Annotated in this window: 1 pseudogene; it reads left to right on the top strand. The window is 68.2% G+C overall.

Annotated elements, in window-relative coordinates:
* Nucleotides 1-233: pseudogene (locus tag FS767_RS22660) on the top strand (sodium:solute symporter); the annotation flags it as partial.

The following is a 233-nucleotide window of genomic DNA, read 5'->3' as shown; positions in this document are numbered from 1 at the left end:
CTCCTGCTTGGCTGGTACGGCATGCGCCGCGCCCGTAATCAGGAAGAATTCCTCGTCGCCGGTCGCAACCTCGGCCCGGCCTGCTACCTGGGCACCATGGCCGCCACGGTGCTGGGTGGCGCCGCCACCGTGGGCACGGTGCGCCTGGGCTACGTCCACGGGCTGTCCGGCTTCTGGCTGTGCGCCATGCTGGGTGGTGGCATCCTGGTGCTCAATCTGTTTCTCGCCAAACC

Source organism: Pseudomonas sp. DE0010 (assembly GCF_007680745.1).
GTDB classification, from domain to species: Bacteria; Pseudomonadota; Gammaproteobacteria; order Pseudomonadales; family Pseudomonadaceae; genus Aquipseudomonas; species Aquipseudomonas parafulva_B.
This window is presented reverse-complemented; position numbering and strand designations above follow the sequence as displayed.